Origin of the sequence: Paraflavitalea speifideaquila, assembly GCF_032395985.1 — a bacterium.
GTDB lineage: Bacteria > Bacteroidota > Bacteroidia > Chitinophagales > Chitinophagaceae > Paraflavitalea > Paraflavitalea speifideaquila.
Genome location: NZ_CP135920.1, coordinates 3694187 through 3711298, shown reverse-complemented (window position 1 = coordinate 3711298; position 17112 = coordinate 3694187). Strand labels below are relative to the sequence as shown.

Genomic DNA, 17112 nt, shown 5'->3' with positions numbered 1-17112 from the left:
CCCCGTTTTCAATGAAGCTGTATGACTGTGAGCGATTACTGGTTTTGATCAGCTTAAGCATAAACTGCTCTCCCCACCTTCTACCTGTACAAATATGTGTTGGTTTCTGTTATAGGATTTGGAGCGCTTACAAATAAAGTTAGAAAAGTGATGCGATCGGTTATTTACCGCCAATTGGAATGTTAAAATCAACCTGCCTGGGCGGCAGACATTCATGGCCGTTACATACTATGTATACTTATAAGACTACTACAGCCGTAGCAACCTGGCCATTAAGGATCACCGTTTGTTTGAACACAACTTTGTTTTCATAATATTTAAGCCCGGAACTGAAATTTCAGTCGTAGGCTTTGCGTAGTTTACCGTTTTCTTTCATTTTCCACTTTGTAGCCACCAAGGCATTTGGGGCGAATTTGAAGATGGTGGATGCGGGTTGATTGGGTGTTTTTCAATATAGCTATTAAAAAGGCCAGTTCCTATAGTCCCTGGGTAAATAAAAGGAAAAGCCATCAAATGATAAGGCCAAAAAGTCGGCCTTCATTACTCCCTGATTGCTATGATCTTTAACAGCAGCAATGCCTTGTTTTACTTTATGAATGAAATCGGTACCTACACAATATTCATTGTGTGCCGGCGAAAGGTGCTGTATGGGATGTGGCCAGGATTGCAGGAAATTGACGGATTGTATAAAGCTGTCCCAGTTGGATTCTTTTGGTGCAGCCATATACCGCCCGGATGTAGCAGATCGCCAGTGAAAAAGATATGGTGCAAATCATCATACAAGGATATAGCGCCGGGAGTTTCCCCAGGCGTAGGGTGAACGGTCAACGTACGGCCGCCCAGGTCGATCTTATCGCCCTGGTGTAGATACCTCGTAATACGGGTACCCTTTACCGAGAATGTCTGGAGATCAACAGTTACAGGCAGATTTTTATACGAACCCTCTGTGAGGTAGGTCATGCATTCCTGGTGGCTAAAGCCCTTTTCAATGCGGCTGTTCTCAAAGGATGCTCATAACTCCATATCTCTTCAAACTGGTGATTGCCGCCAATATGATCATAGTGACAATGGCTGTTGACCACCACAATGGGCAAACTGGTAATGGCTGTTACTTCGGCACGAATATCGCCAATGCCCATGCCCGTATCAAATAGTATGGCCCGGTGTTGACCCATGATGAGGTAACAAATGACCTCTTCTACATGGTGGGGTTCCTTGAAGGCATAGGTCTTGTCATTGAGCTGGTATATTTCAAACCAGGGCGACCGGCTTTTTAATTGGGGAAACCATTTAATAGTCATCGCGTTTGTATTTTATAGGATGGTTATAGATCAATTTTAGCATAAGGTGAAAGATAAGCATTCTATCAAATTACACCCGGCGGTAAAAAAAGGAAGGATGAAGAATCATCCTTCCGTACACTTGCTTGCTTTACTTAGAACCTGCTTACGAGAAGCTTTATTAATTCTTTGTTGCCTATAATGATATTGGTATAGGGGCACCGGGAATGTATGAGACCGGGGTCTTTGGGCGGTGGCTTTCATGGATATTGGCGCTGCAGGTGTCATTCCGACAACTAAAAACAGGTCGTTTTTAAATTAATGCAACCGATTGTATTATATTTTACAAAAAGTAGATTAATTTAGCCTTATTCCCTGGCTGCAAACGATTGTATGACAAACGACAAAGAAGTTACGATTTATGATATTGCCAAAAAGTTGCATATTTCAGCTGCTACCGTCAGCCGTGGGTTGCAGGACCATCCCCTGGTGAGCAAGAAGACGAAAAAGAAGATCTTCGATCTGGCTGATGAGATCGGTTATCGTTCCAACCACTTTGCCCGCAACTTACGCAGTCAAAAGACCAATACCATTGGGGTGATCGTGCCCAGGCTCAACAGCAGTTTTATGTCGTCGGTAATTGCTGGTGTAGAAAACGTAGCCAATGAGCAGGGCTTTTCACTGATCATCAGTCAGTCGTCGGAAACGGCAGAGAAAGAAGCGGCCAATGCGAAAACGATGTTCAACAGCCGGGTGGATGGTCTACTGGTATCATTGGCTTATGATATTACGGAATTGAATCATTTTGATCCTTTCTTCAAAAAGAATACGCCCGTTATCTTTTTTGACCGGGTGATGGAACATGAGCATTCCACCAGTATCCTGATCGATAACCGGCAGGCTGCTTACCATGCTACTCAGCACCTGATCGGGCAAGGATGCAAACGACTGGTACATATTACGGCCCCGCCAAAACAAAACGTATACAAAGACCGGTTGCGTGGCTTTAAAGACGCGTTGGCCGATGCCAAGCTGAAATACAAAGATGAGCAAACGATCATTACGAACCTCACGCAAGAGGCAGGCGCCGAAGCTGCCAAAAGCATCCTGAAGATGAAACCTTTGCCCGATGGCATTTTTGCAGCCAACGACAGTTGTGCGGTAGGTTGTATGCTGGCCCTGAAGCGCGGGGGTATTCAGATACCTGGGGATATTGCTTTTGTAGGGTTTAATGATGATCCTGTTTGCACTGTAGTGGAACCCAACCTGACCACGATACATTATGGTGGGTATGAAATGGGACAGGTAGCGGCCCGTCACCTTATCAATCATTTGAATGGCACCTTCCCTATTGATAGTACCAATACCATCATCCTGCGGTCGGAGTTGGTGGTCCGGGAGTCTTCTCTGAAAAAGAAGTAAGCGCCTTTACTCAAAATAACCCTGCTTTTGTATGAAACGATTTGCCTGCCTCTTCCTTTTTTGATGTATTGCCTGACGATCGATGCGCAAAACTTTGTGCGCTGGCAGGATGGAGGGCAGGATTTCCCGGTGTCCTCTCCCGGTACCTCTATTTATGTAGATGGGCAGGATGATTGGCTGGTAGCTAAAGTGGCATCCCTACTACAGGAGGATATTGGCTTGGTTACCAATAGGAGGCCTGCTATTGTACATGGGCCGAAGGCTGGTTCGCGTCATTTGATCATCCTGGGAACGGTTGGGCACTCTTCTTTGCTGCGTACACTGGTGGCCAATAAGAAAATTGACCTGCGTGGTATTGAAGGTAAATGGGAGGCTTTCCAACTGCAAACGGTGATGAACCCGATGCCGGGAGTAGACCGTGCGCTGGTGATTGCGGGCAGTGATAAACGGGGCCTTGCCTATGGGGTGTTTGAATTGTCCAGGCAAATGGGTGTATCTCCCTGGTATTGGTGGGCCGATGTACCGGTAAAAAGAAAAGTAGCGGTATATGTAAAGGCGGGTAAGTATACCTATGGTTCACCTGGTGTTCAATACAGGGGTATCTTCATCAATGATGAAGCACCGGCTTTTTCGGGTTGGGCAAAAGAGAAATTTGGTAAGGTAAATCACCTGGTATATACAAAAGTATTTGAGTTGCTGCTGCGGCTGAAGGGTAATTACCTATGGCCGGCGATGTGGGACAATGCCTTCAATGACGATGATACGCTTAACCCGGTGATGGCCGATAAATGGGGCATTGTAATGGGCACTTCGCACCATGAACCCATGTTGCGGGCTCAGCAGGAATGGAAACGGTATGGCAGGGGGCATTGGGATTATACGCGCAATGATACGGTACTGCGCAGCTTCTGGCAAAAGGGTATTGAAAATATGGGCAGGCATGAAAGCATTGTAACGGTGGGCATGCGGGGTGATGGCGATATGCCCATGACGCAGGGAACGGCCACGGCCCTGCTGGAGCGCATCGTAAAAGACCAACGGCAGATCATTGAAAAGGTTACGGGCAAGCCGGCTGCTCAAACGCCGCAGCTATGGGCCTTATACAAAGAAGTACAGGATTACTATGATCAGGGAATGCGGGTACCCGATGATGTAACCTTGTTGTTGTGTGATGATAACTGGGGCAATATCCGCCGCCTGCCCAGGCCGGGCGACAAGCCGCGCAGTGGTGGTTATGGTATTTATTATCACTTTGACTATGTAGGCGGGCCACGCAATTACAAATGGCTCAATACAAACAATATTGCGCGGGTGTGGGAGCAAATGCACCTGGCGTATGAACATAGGGTCAACAAGGTATGGATTGTGAATGTAGGCGATCTGAAACCCATGGAGTTTCCCATCTCCTTTTTATGGATTATGCCTGGAATGCCAAGGCCTGGACGGAAGATAACCTGGCGGGTTATTATACCAGCTGGGCAGGTGAACAATTCGGCCCCGGCTATGCTGCTGCCATTGGTGACCTGCTGCGAAAATATGCGCTGTATGCAGCGCGGCGAAAGCCGGAATTGCTGGATGCCGATACGTATCGGTTGGACGGTTATGGTGAAGCAGACCGGGTTTTGGAAGGGTGGACGAACCTGCTGGCACAGGCTGAAAAAATAAACAAAGGCCTACCCGGGGAATACCAGGATGCTTTTTTGAATTGGTGCTTCACCCGATTAAAGCGCTTACCAACCTGCACCAGTTATATTATGCCGTAGCGCAAAACAAACGGTATGCTGCAGTACAGGATCCACAAGCCAATGGCTGGGCCGATAAAGCCAGGGAATATTATTTACAGGACTCCCTGTTGACCATCCGGTACAACAAAGAACTAACGCATGGCAAATGGAATCATTTCATGGACCAAACGCATATTGGTTATACCTACTGGCAGCAACCACCGAACAATGTGATGCCGGCAGTGACTTATGTTGACAGTAATGCCGCAGGCAAGGCTGCCGGGGCTGTGGATACGCCAGCCGCCAATATCAATAGGAATGACCTCACGGTTTCATTACTTGCCGGCCAATATACCAAAGCAGTGAACAGTAATGGCATTACCTGGAAAAGGATCCCGGATATTGGCCGCGAAGGCGATGGTATGACCAGTTTCCCGGTAACCGCCAGCATTGGTTCGGCCACAGGTAATAGTCCTCACCTGGAATACCTGGTTTCGCTAAAAGATACGGGTGTGGCAAACCTGGCATTGTACTTCTCCCCTACTTTAAATATTTACAATGAAGGAGGACTGCAATATGCTGTTTCGGTAGATGATGAACAACCGCAGGTAATAACACTTAATAAAGATGATAATAACCTGCGCACCTGGGAAGGATGGGTGGCGAACAATGTAATTGTGAAAACCTCGGAACACCGGTTGCGCAAGCCTGGCAGGCATACCATTCGTTACTGGCTGCTTTCGCCAGGTGTGGTGCTGCAAAAGTTAGTCATCAGTACAAGGGTGGTGAAGCGTAGTTACTTGGGGCCGCCTGCTACTCCTCAACCTTAATTAGTTATTTCATTTTTCAACCAATAAAGTCTTTATATGCATTTCCGGAAACGTCCTTTGTTTGTTACGATGGCTTTCTTTTCGCTGGCAGCAGTAAGCTGTAATGACAATGCGCCTGCCACAGCAGCAGGTACCGGCACCAGCGCTACTGCCGTACCTGCTAAAGAGTACCTGTCGCAACCACTGGTAAAACATATTTATACGGCCGATCCTTCGGCCCACTTATTCAATGGGCGCATTTATGTATATCCTTCGCATGATACGTCTACAGGTACCAGGGAGGACGACCTGGGCAGTCATTTCGATATGCGGGATTATCATATCCTTTCCATGGATTCGGTGGGGGGTAGTGACCGATCATGGTGTGGCGCTGGATATAAAAATATTCCCTGGGCAGGCCGCCAGTTATGGGCGCCCGATGCTGCTTTTGCCAATAATACTTATTATCTCTATTTCCCGGTAAAGGACAAACAAGATGTATTCCGCATGGGAGTGGCTAGCAGCAAGCACCCGGAAGGGCCATTTATGGCAGAAAAGGATCCCATCAAGGGCAGTTATAGCATTGATCCCTGTGTGTTCAAAGATAAGAACGGGACTTACTATATGTATTTTGGCGGCATCTGGGGCGGGCAGTTACAGCGCTGGAACAATAACCAATACGATTCTACTGCTGGCAACCGCCAACCCGATGACCTGGCCATTTTACCACGTGTAGCGAAGCTGAGTGCCGATATGAAAAGTTTTGCCGAACCAGTGCGCGAGATCAAACTGGTAGATGCACAGGGTAATGGCTACAAGGAAAAAGACAATGACCGCCGCTTTTTTGAAGGTTCCTGGGTGCATCAATACAATGGCAAATATTATTTCTCTTACTCTACGGGCGATACGCACAATATCTGCTATGCTACCAGCGACAATCCCTATGGCCCCTTCACCTATCAGGGTATTATCCTGAAGCCAGTAGATGGATGGACCAATCACCATTCGATCATTGAAAAAGACGGCAAGTGGTTTTTGTTTTATCATGATGTGCAATTATCGGGCAAGACTCACTTGCGCAATGTGAAGGTGACGGAATTGCATTACAATGCGGATGGCAGCATACAAACCATTACCCCTGTTAGATAGTATCGGTTACTCAAAAGAAATGGCCCTTATGAACAGATCATTTTTACTGGTAAGTTGCCTGTTATTGGTTGCATTCATAGACAACAGTACTGCGCAGGTAAGGTTACCGCAATTGGTGCGGGACAGTATGGTATTACAAAGGGATACGCGGGTTAGGATATGGGGTTGGGCCAGCGCCAGCGCCCGGGAAAAAGTATCGGTACAATTCAACAACAAAACGTATAAAGCTACTACGGGGCCGGATGGGAAATGGCAGGTGTATTTGCCGCCCATGCCTGCAGGTGGGCCCCATACCATGCGTATCAAGGGCAGTAATCAACTGGAGCTGAAAGATATCCTGATCGGTGATGTGTGGATCTGTTCGGGTCAGTCAAATATGGTACACCAAATGATCCTGCACCGGGAATTGTATGAGCAGGATATTGCCAGCGCCAACAATCCGCTTATCCGTCATTTCTGGATACCTACGATGACCGATCTGCAAGGTCCGCATGATGACCTGCCAACGGGTTATTGGAAACCTGCTACCCCGCAGGATGTACTACAATTTTCAGCGGTGGCTTATTTCTTTGCCAAAAGATCTATGACCGGTATAAGGTTCCCATTGGCCTTATCAATGCCAGTGTAGGCGGTACGCCCATTCAGGCCTGGACAAGTGAAGAAGGACTGGCAGCCTTTCCGGATATTACCAGCCTCATTCAAAAAAATAAAGACACAGCCTATACCAATGGCTTTGCCCGGCGGGCTATGGCTGCTACTGCTAACCGGCCTACAACTCAGGACAAGGGATTAACGGGCAGCACTAGCTGGTTTGATGTGAACTATGAGCCTGCAGGCTGGCGCACGATCAATGTGCCCGGTTATTGGGAAGACCAGGGTATCCGTGACCTGGATGGTGTGGTTTGGTACAGGCGGGAGATCACTGTGCCGGCATCGATGGTAAACAAGCCGGCTAAAATGGCCCTGGGCCGCATCGTAGATGCTGATATGGTGTATGTGAATGGCAAACAAGTGGGCATTACTACTTACCAATATCCACAAAGAAGATACACCCTGGCGCCTGGTATTTTGCAAGCCGGCAAAAACACCATCGTTGTACGCGTTACGAACAATAGCGGCAAAGGTGGCTTTGTACCGGATAAACCTTATTACATCAGTGCCGGGCAAGATACGCTTGACCTCAAAGGCACCTGGCAATACAAGGTGGGTGAAGTGTTCACACCTCAAACTGGTGGCGGTGGCGGGTTTTCGGCCCAGAACAGTCCCACTGCTTTGTACAATGCCATGCTGGCGCCTGCAACGCCGTATACCATTAAAGGGTTTCTGTGGTACCAGGGCGAAGCCAATACCTTTAATGCGGCAGCCTATACGGCCTTAATGCCGGCGTTGATCAAAGACTGGCGCAAAATATGGGGACAAGGGGAGCTGCCTTTTCTCTATGTACAGTTGCCCAATTTCATGGATGTACAATACCTGCCTTCCGAAAGTCAGTGGGCAGCTACCAGGGAAGCGCAGTTGAAAACACTTGCGGTACCCAATACGGGTATGGCGGTAGCCATTGACCTGGGAGAATGGAATGATATCCACCCCGACAATAAAAAGGAGGTGGGGGAACGATTGGCTTTGTGGGCGCAGGGGATAGCTTATGGTGATCAACACCTGGTTGTTTCGGGACCGCTCTTTGATACGGCCATCATCGGGAATGACCGCATCATCATTCGATTTACGCATACCGGAAGTGGGCTCATCACCAACGATGGTGAAGCACCCGGCAGCTTTGCCATTGCCGGAGCTGATAAGAAGTTTGTGTGGGCTAAGGTGAAGATAGCGGGCAACCAGGTGATTGTGTGGCAGGATGGTATTACTCATCCGCAATACGTGCGGTATGCCTGGGCCGATAATCCCGATCATGCCAATTTGTACAATAAAGAAGGATTGCCAGCTTCTCCTTTCAGGACGGATAAGTGAGGAAGGCGGCAGTCGTTTGCACCAGGGGGCTAAGAGGTGACACCTTTCCCTTGCCAAGAAAACGAAAGGTGTCACCTCTTTCCTGATGAAGATGAGCCGCTCTCCAACGCTGCTTTCGCCGGGCGACAGAGCGACCCACCTTTATTCCTTGCGCCAGCCATAATAAATTTGGATGACAGTTCCTTGCGCCAGGATCGTGTATTTGGCCCCCTTTAGGGGTCCCCGCTTTGTAGCAACAGGTTGCGTGTTCGATGCGGCGCCGTAGGTGACGCTACGCTCGCAGATAAAATGGTCTTTGTTTATAAAATAATTGTATGCAAAAATGTATTCCCTTTCTCCTGTTGGTGATAGCGTTGTCTCCTGACAGCCATGCACAATTTGGAAGAATGCCGGCAGCCGATAGTTTGCGGCGCGACAGCATCAACCGGGTGACGCAGCTGGATTATAAAAACATGCTGGCTGCTTTGCAGATCAGCAGCACCCGGCCGGGTCCATCGGGCAATCCACAAGCGCCCAATGCCGCTAATATTGACGAATCGAAGGCTTCTCCATACACTACCCTACCTGATCCGCTGGTGCTTAAAAATGGAAAGAAAGTAACCGATGCCCAAAGCTGGTGGCAGCAAAGGCGTCCGGAGATCGTGGAAGATTTTGACCGGGAGATCTATGGGAGGGTGCCTGCGCATGTACCCAAAGTAACCTGGGAAGTAACCAGCACGCAACAGGAAATGGTGGGCAGCTTCCCCGTGATCGTTAAAAAGCTATTGGGGCATGTTGACAATTCAGGGTATCCCTCCCTCAACGTAGCTATTCAACTAACGCTTACTACGCCTGCCAATGCTGTAGGTCCGGTACCTGTGATCATGGAATTTGGTTTTGTATTTCCACCTGGTTTTAATCCACCCAGGGATACTTCCAAAAATGCTCCACTCACTTGGCAGCAACAAATACTGGCGAGGGGTTGGGGTTATGCCATCCTGGTGCCTACCAGCTTTCAAGCCGATAATGGGGCGGGGCTTACGCAGGGTATTATTGGCCTGGTGAATAAAGGACAATCGCGCAAACCGGATGATTGGGGTGCTTTGCGGGCCTGGGCCTGGGGCGCCAGCAGGGCCATTGATTATTTTGAAACAGACAAAGCAGTAGATGCAAAACGATTGGGTATTGAAGGTTTATCACGCTATGGCAAGGCTACCATTGTTGCTATGGCGTATGAACCAAGATTGGCAATAGCCTTTGTGGGTTCTTCGGGAGCAGGTGGCGTTAAACTATTGCGCCGGGTGTATGGCGAGCAGGTGGAGAACCTGGCAGCCTCGGGCGAATACCATTGGTTTGCCGGCAACTTCATCAAATATGCTGGGCCACTTACCCCCAATGACCTGCCGGTAGATGCGCATGAATTGGTAGCGCTTTGTGCGCCGCGGCCGGTATACATCAGTGTTGGCTCGCCCACGGTAGAAGGCCGCTGGGTAGATGCAAAAGGTTTGTTCCTGGGAGGCGTACATGCCGGGCCGGTATATAAGCTATTGGGTAAAAAGACCTGGGTACTTTGGAGATGCCGGAACAGGAAACAGGATTGACCAATGGAGATATTGCTTTCCGGCAACATGCCGGTGGCCATACCACCGGACCTAACTGGCCCAGCTTCCTGGAGTTTGCCGGGCGTTATTTTAACCGTTGACCTTAGCAATCACCAATTTATTCATGCGCCGGTAAGTGGCAGGTGTTACCTTGAATTGCTTGAGGAAAGACTTACCGAAACTACTTTGAGAGGTATAACCAACCATGCGGGCCACTTCAAAAACCCGGTATTCGCCTCCTGCCAGTAATTCAGCGGCCCGGTTTAACCTGGCCTCATTAATCAGCTCATTGGGCGTTCTGTCGGTGATGGTTTTCATTTTCCGGTACAAGGTGGGGCGGCTCATGTGCATCAACTTGGCCAGCAAGTCTACATTCAGGACCTCGTCACGCTCCTGGCCAAACAGGCAGTCATTGAGCTTTTGTTGAATAACTTCTTTCTCCCGGGTATTCAATAAAATGGTACTGGCCATGGCAAAATCGCTTTTTTGAAGCAGTGATGGTGATAAAGGATTGAAAATAAAAGTCATATTAACACAAAACAAATGTAGCGGGGCCAGGTAGCAGGAAATGGTTCATTTGTTGAAATTGATGATACTTATGTTTTTGATGACCCGGAATGGAATAATAGCTGTACTGTGAACAATTATTATTCTATTCCTGCATAATTGTAATCGATTTCATTCCTACATTCGATCAGCGCAAATGAAGCCCACCTTGCTTTAAGAACTACTGGTTTGGTCAGCCCTGCTTCCTTACTTTAACGATGGCTACCTATATGATAAAATATATCTACACGGCACTCACCTGCTTGTTGCTGTTTGTATTAACAGGATCGGCCCAGTCTGACCCGATAAAATTCACTTTCCTGTCGGCCAGGGATGGTCTTTTATCCAATTCAGTAAATGCGATCCTGAAAGACCATTACGGATTGATGTGGTTTGCTACCGATGACGGCTTGAATAAGTTTGACGGTACTAATTTTACGGTTTACCGACATACCCCCGGCGATAGCAGCAGCCTGCGGGCCAATGAAATACTGGCACTTCATGAAGACAGGGCTGGCAACCTGTGGATTGGCACGAGTGGTGGCGGATTGAGCAAGTATGACCGCAAAAGGGATGCCTTTATCCATTATCCCCTGCAATCGCAAACACAGGAACTTCCAGGCAATGCCGTGATCATGAGTATTTGCAGTGACCTTTCGGGCAAGGTCTGGATCGCGCAGTTTGAATACCTGTTTGTGTTTGACCCTGCCAATAATACCCTATCCCGGCTCAAACTGCAAGCCGCTGCCGATGCCAATCATTCTCCTGCTTCTCCCGTATGCGTTTTTGCCGATAGCAAACAGCGTATTTGGGCCGGCACCATAAATGGCCTTTACCTGTATACAGGCGGGTCCAATCTGTTTAAAAAATACGTTCATAATGATAAGGACTCCTTTAGCCTGGTAGGCAACAAGATCAGGGCCATTACGGAAGACAGCAAAGGGTTTATCTGGGTGGGTACCAGTGCCGGCCTTTGCAGGTTGCGGCCCGATGGTGCGGGATTCAATTCACTTCGCCAACTCAATGGCAATACTTCCCGGTTAAACAGCCATGAGATCAATTGCATTGAACCCGATGCCGGAGGGCATTTGTGGATCGGCACCTCCGAAGGGTTGAACATTCTCAATACCCAATCCTTAACAGTCAGCACTTACCTGCCTGAAGAAAATAATATCCATAGCCTTACCAGTAAATACATCCGTTGTGCCTATATCGACCGCCAGGGCATCTACTGGTTGGGCACTTTCCGTGGAGGGATCAATAAATACGATAAAAACCTGAACCTGTTCGACCTCAAGCTTAGCAGTACTTTCCGGGAACAAGGATGCAACACCACCATTGTCAGCTCTTTTGCTGAAAACAGCAATGGTCTTATTTACTTTGGAACGGATGGCGGTGGTATGTATGAATTCAATCGTACAACCAGTCGCATCAAGCCGGTTGACTGGAAGTTGCCGGTGAAATACAGTGGCAAGATGTCTATATTGGTACTGCTCCAAAGCAGGGAGAACAAACTTTATATAGGTTCTTATGGACAGGGGCTGATGGTGGTAGACCCAGCCACTGGTATGGGGAAACAATTTGTGCAAGGCCCCGGGCCAGATAACCTCAGCGGTAATGATATCTTTTGCATTAAAGAAGACCGAAAAGGAAATATATGGGTGGGTACCAATGGCCAGGGTGTCAATGTGCTCAAAAATAACAAGGTTATTGCCAGGTATACCCCCTGCCTACACCCGGCATAGCCAACGAATACCTGCTGCCCTTTAATGGTTATGCCAGGGCGATAGAAGAAGACCAGGAAGGCAATTTTGGATCGGCTCGCATGGCGGTGGTATCGCCCTGTTTGAACCTGCCCATAACCGGTGGACTGTTTATACGCAAAGCAATAGTAAACTGCCCGGCGATAAAATTGAGTGCATGTTATACGATAGCCAGGGCAATCTATGGGTAGGTACGTATGGCGCAGGACTTAGCTTATTTGACAAAAACGCCAGGAATTTATTACCTTCTCCGAGAAAGACGGATTACAGAACACCACGATCTACCAGATCGTAGAAGATGTGAAAGGGCAGATATGGCTTACGACCAATTTAGGTATCAGCAGTTTTGACCGAACCACTAAAAATTCCGGAACTATACGCATTACAATGGGGTTCAGAACAACAATTTTGTACATAGTTCAGGCTTGCGCCTGTCCAGCGGAGAGCTGATCTTTGGCGGATTACAAGGCTTCAATTATTTTGATCCGGCCAACTTAACCATTAACAAGAATGTGCCAGCTGTTTTGTTAACTGATTTAAGGATCTCTAATAAATCGGTATTGGCGGGAGAAGAGGCGCCCATCAAAGCACATATTTCTGTAGCAGAAAGTATTCAACTGGCCTATAAGCAAAACTTTGCATTAAGTTTTGTGGCGCTCAATTATACCATCCCCAAGCAAAACCATTATGCCTATAAGCTGGAAGGGTTTGATAAAGACTGGAATTATACGGGCACTACCAATACTGCTTCTTATACGAACCTCGATCCGGGTGAGTACCTTTTTCATGTAAAAGCCAGTAACAATGATGGTGTCTGGAGCGCTAATGATAAAGTGATCCACATCCTTGTACGTCCCCCTTTTGGCGTACTACCTATGCCTACTTGTTTTATATGGTAGCGGTAAGTGGCCTGCTGCTCTATAGTCGACACCTGGGTATTACCCGCATCAGAAAGAAATTCCTGTTGGAGCAAGAACGGCAGGAAGCCAAACGTATTCAGGAACTGGATCGGTTAAAGATCAAATTCTTACCAACCTTAGCCACGATTTCAGAACACCGATATCATTGATCATGGGACCGGTGGAGCAACTGATAGCCGGAGAAAAAACGGGCAGCAACCTGGATAAACTGAGCATGATCAAACGGAATGCGCGCAGGCTACTCAACCTGGTTAACCAACTGCTGGATTTCAGGAAGGTGGAAGAACATGAACTGAAATTGCAATTGACCGATGGGGAGTTTGTGTCCTTTGTAAAAGAAACGTCCGACTCCTTCAGGGATTTTGCCGAAAGGAAACATATTCAATTCAGTTTTACCAGCAGCTTGCCAAAGCTGGATGTTCGCTTTGACCATGATAAAATGGAACGTATTCTCTTTAACCTGCTGTCGAATGCTTTTAAATTTACCCTGGAAGGGGTACGGTACGGGTAGTACTGGAACTAGCTGCCCAGGCTACAAATGAGGCAGGTATCCAATGGGTAACCATTCAAGTGATCGATACAGGGGTTGGTATTCCCAAAGAAAAGCAGGAGCTGATATTTGAACGTTTCTATCAAACCAATAGCAATAATGCAGTACTGAACCAGGGATCGGGCATCGGCCTATCGATTACAAAAGAGTTCATTAAAATGCACGGCGGTGCGATCCTGGTAGACAGTGAACCCGGCCTGGGAGCTGCGTTTGTGATACAACTGCCTCTGGCGTTGTCTGTTAAACAGGCGACCATTGAACAAACCGGCCTGCCGCTGGTTCCTTCAACACCATCATGGTTGCCGGGAATAACACCTGCGGAAGTGACACCTGCCATTAGAGCGACCAACGGCGGCACCACCGAACTTCCGTTGGTATTGTTGGTAGAAGACAATGAAGATTTCAGGTTTTACCTCAAAGACAACCTCCAGTATAACTATAAGGTGCTGGAAGCTTCCAATGGAAAGGAAGGTTGGCAAAAAGCGCTCGCCCACCATCCACTGCTCATTGTAAGTGATATTACCATGCCGGAAATGGATGGTATTGAATTGTTGCAAAAACTAAAAGGCGATAAAAGGACGAGTCATATACCGGTTATATTGCTCACTGCCCTCACTACGGAAGAACAGCAACTGGCCGGATTGGCAACGGGGGCCAATGACTATATTGCCAAACCATTCAACTTTGAGGTACTCCATGCCAGGATCAAAAACCTGCTGCACCTTAATAATACCCTCAAAAATACTTATACCAGGCAGATCAGGGTGCAGGCGCCGGTAATGGAAATTGAATCGGCCGATGAGAAATTGCTGAATAAGATTGTATGTTACCTGGAAGACAACCTGACGAATTCACAACTATCGGTGGAAACATTAAGTAAAGAGGTTGGCATGAGCCGCAGTTCACTCTATAATAAATTATTGGAGTTGACGGGCGAAACGCCCGTAGAGTATATCCGTTCTTACCGGCTCGATAAAGCAGCCGGCCTTATGGAAAAAGCGATATGACGATTGCCGAGATTGCCTACCAGGTAGGATTCTCCACCCCCAACTATTTTGCCAGGTCATTCAAGAACAAATTCAACATGCTACCTTCGGAATTTATTACACGGATGCGGAAGAGCCATCCAAACAGCGATAATTAAGGACGGCCAGGTATTGGCAAAGGTGAGTCACCCTGCAGCCCGGCATTGCAGTGCGGCAGGATGGCCCACCTTCAGGGGCCTTGCACAATCGTAAGCAGAAATTGAGACGAATAAACCATTTGGCCAGGCTGGTTTATGTATGATTTTTCGACTTTTATACATGCGATTGAATCATTACATCCTGATCATAGCCACTTCGCTGTTAGCCGGCAACACTGCCTGCGGACAGAACGAAATACCCCTGCCGTCTCTGAAAACGATCTTTAAGAATGATTTCCTGATCGGTACGGCGCTCAATATGGAACAAGTACAGGAGAAAGATGCAGCCATTGCTACAATGGTTCCCCAACAGTTCAATGCCATTACCCCTGAAAATATCATGAAGGCATCCCTGCTACATCCCGGATGGGACAAGTATAATTTTGAAGCTGCTGATCAATTGGTGGCGTATGCTACAAAATACCAGCTCAAGGTCAATGGTCATACGCTTATCTGGCATAGTCAATTGCCTGGGTATGCACGGAAATTGAAAAATGCCGATTCTGTACGGCAGTTCTTTACCAGCCATATTACTACGGTAGCAGGCCGTTATAAGGGAAAAGTGTATTCCTGGGATGTGGTGAATGAGGCATTGAATGAAGATGGTTCCCTGCGCAGATCGGTGTTCTTACAATACCTCGGCGATGACTATATTGTAGAAGCATTCCGGCTGGCCCAGCAAAATGCACCGGATGCAGAACTGTATTACAATGATTACAATATTGAGCAACCCCAAAAGAGGGCAGGCGCCCTGGCCCTGATCAAAAAGATACAGGCTGCCGGTGTCCGCATCGACGGCGTGGGTATACAGGGTCATTGGCGTATTAACAACCTACCCCTGAGCTATATAGAAGAAAGCATCCAGGCATTTGCAGCCCTGGGGGTGAAAGTAATGTTTACTGAGCTTGATCTCACTGTATTACCCAATCCCTGGGAAGGCAATACGGCCGATATTAACCGCACAGCCGATGGCAAAAGACCCGGTATTAATCCTTATACCACCGGTTTACCCGATTCGGTACAACTCAAGTTGAGCAAAGCGTATGAAGACCTGTTCAGGTTATTTGTCAAATACCAGGATAAAATAAGCCGCGTTACATTTTGGGGTGTAAATGATGGTCAATCCTGGCTCAACAATTTCCCCATCTGGGGCCGTACCAATTATCCCTTACTGTTCGACAGGCAAAACAAACCCAAACCTGCCTTCTATACTGTCATTGCCACCCATAAAGACAACCAAGCCACTGATACTCCCGCGTCGCATTGAAGTGGAGCACCTTTCGACTGTCTGGCCCCCTTTAGGGCTTAAGCTTTGTAGAGGCAACATGATGCGCGTTCAACGCGGCGCCGTAGGTGACGAACCACAGCGCTCACCGGGTTGTGCGCTTACAGCGCACAAAACCTTTACCTACATTTTTCTACAAAGCTTAAGCCCCTAAAGGGGCTCACAGAAACCAGCTTCGACAATTCCTATTAACGCTTCGGCAGTGTGCATGGAAGGCGCATTTCGGCGGACGCCTTGATCTGACAAGCGATGACACCTTTCCCTGGCGACGCAAGTGAAAGGTGTCACCTCTGTTGGACAAAAATATCTGTCTTTCGGACCTCCCGACTTTTCCAACTTCCGGACTTTTCCAACTTCCGGACTTTTCCGACTTTCCAACTTCCCGGCTTTTCCAACTTCCCGACTTTTCCGACTTCCCGACTTCCGGACTTCTTTACTTATACATCGGATCATTACCATTGTACTGTAAATATTGATATTGAGCGGCATTGTTCACTGGCATGCCCGATGAAGTAGCATACAAGGCAAAAAAGCAACCGGTAAATCCACCTGCCTGCCGGGTGCTCACATATTTGGCATCCAGGCCGCCTTGCAGTTTAATCCAGTTATTGGCTTTTATTGCATAATAAAAATCGTAGTGGTCTCCCTGGGCATCTATCTTCAGTTGCAATTGTTTGCTGTTACCTGTTAAAGGAGTTGCGGTGATCAATTCCATGCCTTTATCTCCTTCTTTGCCCTTATACAATTGTATTACTGGCTGCCCCTTATCGATGGACTTACAGAGGTAGTAAAAATGGGTTTCATCATAGTACACCATAAAGCCTGCTTTTTCGTTTTCCGCTTTGGCGGTAAAACGCAGGGAGGTTTCGGCACTGGCATACAGGTGTTGTTGCCGTTTACCAATAAAGGAAGGTACACCGGTTTCCATTACGG

Annotated in this window: 20 protein-coding genes and 1 pseudogene; 16 read left to right on the top strand and 5 right to left on the bottom strand. The window is 47.8% G+C overall.

Annotated features, from left to right (window positions below; all coding sequences use genetic code 11):
* Positions 1–460 precede the first annotated feature (460 nt).
* From RS881_RS25205 to RS881_RS25200, 3 genes are read right to left on the bottom strand one after another with little or no spacing between them, the layout of a single operon-like run.
* Positions 461–724 carry a hypothetical protein gene (locus RS881_RS25205; RefSeq protein WP_315823618.1) on the bottom strand — a complete coding sequence of 88 codons (264 nt, stop codon included), beginning with the start codon at positions 722–724 and terminating at the stop codon, positions 461–463.
* Positions 610–960: an MBL fold metallo-hydrolase gene (locus tag RS881_RS59980; protein ID WP_350340176.1), complete on the bottom strand. Its 351-nt coding sequence runs from the start codon at positions 958–960 to the stop codon at positions 610–612. Before RS881_RS59980 ends, RS881_RS25205 begins: the two co-directional genes overlap by 115 nt.
* Positions 957–1301 (bottom strand): MBL fold metallo-hydrolase, encoded by a 345-nt coding sequence (locus RS881_RS25200; protein WP_315823617.1) that lies wholly within the window; start codon positions 1299–1301, stop codon positions 957–959. The genes RS881_RS59980 and RS881_RS25200 overlap by 4 nt, the downstream gene beginning before the upstream one ends.
* Before the next feature lie 372 nt (positions 1302–1673).
* Between RS881_RS25200 and RS881_RS25195 the strand changes: the two genes are divergently transcribed.
* The 8 genes and pseudogenes from RS881_RS25195 (at position 1674) to RS881_RS25155 (ending at position 10033) form a co-directional block, all read left to right on the top strand.
* Positions 1674–2702 carry a LacI family DNA-binding transcriptional regulator gene (locus RS881_RS25195; protein WP_315823616.1) on the top strand — a complete coding sequence of 343 codons (1029 nt, stop codon included), beginning with the start codon at positions 1674–1676 and terminating at the stop codon, positions 2700–2702.
* A 63-nt stretch (positions 2703–2765) separates the two neighbouring features.
* Positions 2766–4465 (top strand): annotated as a pseudogene (locus RS881_RS25190) (glycosyl hydrolase 115 family protein).
* Positions 4411–5256 carry a hypothetical protein gene (locus RS881_RS25180; protein ID WP_315824607.1) on the top strand — a complete coding sequence of 282 codons (846 nt, stop codon included), beginning with the start codon at positions 4411–4413 and terminating at the stop codon, positions 5254–5256. Before RS881_RS25190 ends, RS881_RS25180 begins: the two are co-directional and overlap by 55 nt.
* Before the next feature lie 36 nt (positions 5257–5292).
* Positions 5293–6384 carry a glycoside hydrolase family 43 protein gene (locus RS881_RS25175; protein ID WP_315823615.1) on the top strand — a complete coding sequence of 364 codons (1092 nt, stop codon included), beginning with the start codon at positions 5293–5295 and terminating at the stop codon, positions 6382–6384.
* Positions 6385–6412: 28 nt separating this feature from the next.
* Positions 6413–7012, top strand: a complete 600-nt coding sequence (locus RS881_RS25170) for a hypothetical protein (protein WP_315823614.1) — start codon at positions 6413–6415, stop codon at positions 7010–7012.
* Positions 6898–8352 carry a sialate O-acetylesterase gene (locus RS881_RS25165; protein WP_315823613.1) on the top strand — a complete coding sequence of 485 codons (1455 nt, stop codon included), beginning with the start codon at positions 6898–6900 and terminating at the stop codon, positions 8350–8352. Before RS881_RS25170 ends, RS881_RS25165 begins: the two co-directional genes overlap by 115 nt.
* 314 nt (positions 8353–8666) lie before the next feature.
* Positions 8667–9932, top strand: coding sequence for an alpha/beta hydrolase family protein (locus RS881_RS25160; RefSeq protein ID WP_315823612.1), 1266 nt, complete (start codon positions 8667–8669; stop codon positions 9930–9932).
* Positions 9908–10033, top strand: coding sequence for a hypothetical protein (locus RS881_RS25155; protein ID WP_315823611.1), 126 nt, complete (start codon positions 9908–9910; stop codon positions 10031–10033). The genes RS881_RS25160 and RS881_RS25155 overlap by 25 nt, the downstream gene beginning before the upstream one ends.
* On the opposite strand, the gene RS881_RS25150 is transcribed toward RS881_RS25155, so the two are convergent.
* Positions 10023–10403 carry a helix-turn-helix domain-containing protein gene (locus RS881_RS25150; protein WP_315823610.1) on the bottom strand — a complete coding sequence of 127 codons (381 nt, stop codon included), beginning with the start codon at positions 10401–10403 and terminating at the stop codon, positions 10023–10025. The genes RS881_RS25155 and RS881_RS25150 overlap by 11 nt on opposite strands.
* Before the next feature lie 305 nt (positions 10404–10708).
* Here RS881_RS25150 and RS881_RS25145 point away from each other — a divergent pair, with 305 nt between their 5' ends.
* The 8 genes from RS881_RS25145 to RS881_RS25115 all read left to right on the top strand — a co-directional run bounded on the left by RS881_RS25145 (position 10709) and on the right by RS881_RS25115 (position 16161).
* Entirely contained in the window at positions 10709–12223 is a 1515-nt protein-coding gene (locus RS881_RS25145; RefSeq protein ID WP_315823609.1) for a ligand-binding sensor domain-containing protein, read from the top strand.
* A gap of 175 nt (positions 12224–12398) precedes the next feature.
* Entirely contained in the window at positions 12399–12536 is a 138-nt protein-coding gene (locus tag RS881_RS59975) for a two-component regulator propeller domain-containing protein (RefSeq protein WP_350340175.1), read from the top strand.
* A 130-nt stretch (positions 12537–12666) separates the two neighbouring features.
* A complete protein-coding gene (locus RS881_RS25140) occupies positions 12667–13140 on the top strand; it encodes a triple tyrosine motif-containing protein (protein WP_315823608.1) in 474 nt (157 codons plus the stop codon).
* On the top strand, positions 13134–13310 hold the full coding sequence (locus RS881_RS25135) for a hypothetical protein (RefSeq protein WP_315823607.1): 177 nt from the start codon (positions 13134–13136) through the stop codon (positions 13308–13310). The genes RS881_RS25140 and RS881_RS25135 overlap by 7 nt, the downstream gene beginning before the upstream one ends.
* Positions 13311–13312: 2 nt before the next feature.
* Entirely contained in the window at positions 13313–13672 is a 360-nt protein-coding gene (locus RS881_RS25130) for a sensor histidine kinase (protein ID WP_315824606.1), read from the top strand.
* Positions 13642–14718: a response regulator gene (locus RS881_RS25125; RefSeq protein ID WP_315824605.1), complete on the top strand. Its 1077-nt coding sequence runs from the start codon at positions 13642–13644 to the stop codon at positions 14716–14718. The genes RS881_RS25130 and RS881_RS25125 overlap by 31 nt, the downstream gene beginning before the upstream one ends.
* On the top strand, positions 14715–14855 hold the full coding sequence (locus tag RS881_RS25120; RefSeq protein WP_315823606.1) for a helix-turn-helix domain-containing protein: 141 nt from the start codon (positions 14715–14717) through the stop codon (positions 14853–14855). The genes RS881_RS25125 and RS881_RS25120 overlap by 4 nt, the downstream gene beginning before the upstream one ends.
* 166 nt (positions 14856–15021) lie before the next feature.
* Positions 15022–16161: an endo-1,4-beta-xylanase gene (locus RS881_RS25115; RefSeq protein WP_425476367.1), complete on the top strand. Its 1140-nt coding sequence runs from the start codon at positions 15022–15024 to the stop codon at positions 16159–16161.
* A gap of 451 nt (positions 16162–16612) precedes the next feature.
* On the opposite strand, the gene RS881_RS25110 is transcribed toward RS881_RS25115, so the two are convergent.
* The gene (locus tag RS881_RS25110; RefSeq protein WP_315823604.1) at positions 16613–17107 is read right to left on the bottom strand and encodes a beta-xylosidase family glycoside hydrolase; all 495 of its coding nucleotides are present in this window, start codon (positions 17105–17107) and stop codon (positions 16613–16615) included.
* Positions 17108–17112 lie beyond the last annotated feature (5 nt).